The following is a 1303-nucleotide window of genomic DNA, read 5'->3' as shown; positions in this document are numbered from 1 at the left end:
GACACGAGGCCGGGACCGGGCCGTCCGCGTTCGATCAGGCGGGACGGCAGCGGGGCCTGGGCGAAGGCTTCACAGCAGGTGCAGGCCATGCGGGGGCGGATGAACCGCCGCACGACGAAGTGACCGGGGATGTAATCCAGTTCTTCGGTCACGTCCTCGCCCACCTGGCGCAGTGTGCCGCCGCATCCCGTGCATGCCTCACCGGGTGACAGGACCTTATCTTCCCGATCAAGGTGGTCTGGCAGCGGCTTACGGCTGTGCTGGCGCGTGTTGGTTGGGGCCTCTTCATCGCCGGGCGACTGCTCGGCGTGCTGATCCTTGGCGGCCTGCGCGATCTCGTCGTCTTCCGGCAGATCAAGAGCAAGTTGATCCATGCCCTCTGATTTCGAACCGAAGCGCGCCTTGCGATGGCCGTGAAGTTCGGCCTTCAACTTCTCGATCTGGTAGGCCTGAGACTGGATATGCTGGAGCATTTGCGCGCTGACAGAGCGCAGCTCGTCAGGGTCTTCAGGCAGGGATTTGAAGGCCTCCAGCATAGGACAACCTATACCAGATCGCCCCATAGCAGGGAATGCAAAACAGCGTCAGAACCCATGGTTTGTTGGTATTTATCCCTATCCCGCGACCAGCGGTCGCCAGGTCTTTTGTGGGGTCCGCCAGTCGATCCCTTCGAGCAGCATCGACAGCTGCGACGGGCTCAGGCTGATCTTGCCTTCCTTGGCCGCAGGCCAGACAAAAAGACCCCGCTCCAGCCGCTTGGTGAACAGGCAGGCCCCCTGGCTATCCCACCAGATGATCTTCAAAAGATCACCCCGGCGACCGCGGAAGACGAACATGTGGCCGGAATACGGATCCTCAGCCAAAACCTGTTCGGTCTGCGCTGCCAGCGTGTTGAAACCCCGCCGCATATCCGTGACGCCGGCCGCCAGCCATACCCGCGTATTGCTCGGCACCGGGATCATCGCGCCAGCCCCTCGATCAGCGCAACAACCGACGACAGCGCGGTCGTCCCTTCCAGCAGTATCCGCCGACCATCCGACAACGTGATGTCCACGCGCTGCGCGGTGATGGAACCTGTGGAATGTGTGGGCGAAATGGGTACCGTTGGGACAGACGTCATGCCCGCAACCTCGATTGGAAGAAACGTTGCGCCCTCAGGCACTGACAAATCCACACTCTGCTCCCCTGATGAAAACCGAGGATCGCGAAGCCATTTATGGATCAGGTTGGTATTCATCGCGTAGCGCCGCGCAACCTGCGCAACCGACACCCCGGAAACCCGCGCCTGCATGCAGATTGACCG

Annotated in this window: 3 protein-coding genes; all 3 read right to left on the bottom strand. The window is 61.6% G+C overall.

The window, feature by feature from the left end:
* Nucleotides 1–536 (bottom strand): IS66 family transposase zinc-finger binding domain-containing protein (locus tag BV911_RS18760; RefSeq protein WP_205963925.1); only part of this gene is annotated, 536 nt, incomplete at its 3' end.
* Between the two features lie 78 nt (nt 537–614).
* A complete protein-coding gene (tnpB, locus tag BV911_RS18755) occupies nt 615–962 on the bottom strand; it encodes an IS66 family insertion sequence element accessory protein TnpB (protein ID WP_086055046.1) in 348 nt (115 codons plus the stop codon).
* The coding region (locus BV911_RS19900; RefSeq protein ID WP_205963926.1) for a transposase at nt 959–1303 on the bottom strand (345 nt) is incomplete at its 5' end. The genes BV911_RS19900 and tnpB, both read right to left, overlap by 4 nt.

The sequence above is a fragment of the Pseudoruegeria sp. SK021 genome (genome assembly GCF_002119405.1).
Taxonomy (GTDB): domain Bacteria; phylum Pseudomonadota; class Alphaproteobacteria; order Rhodobacterales; family Rhodobacteraceae; genus Meridianimarinicoccus.
Note: the sequence above shows the minus strand (reverse complement) of the source record. Positions and strands in the feature narration are given on the sequence as shown.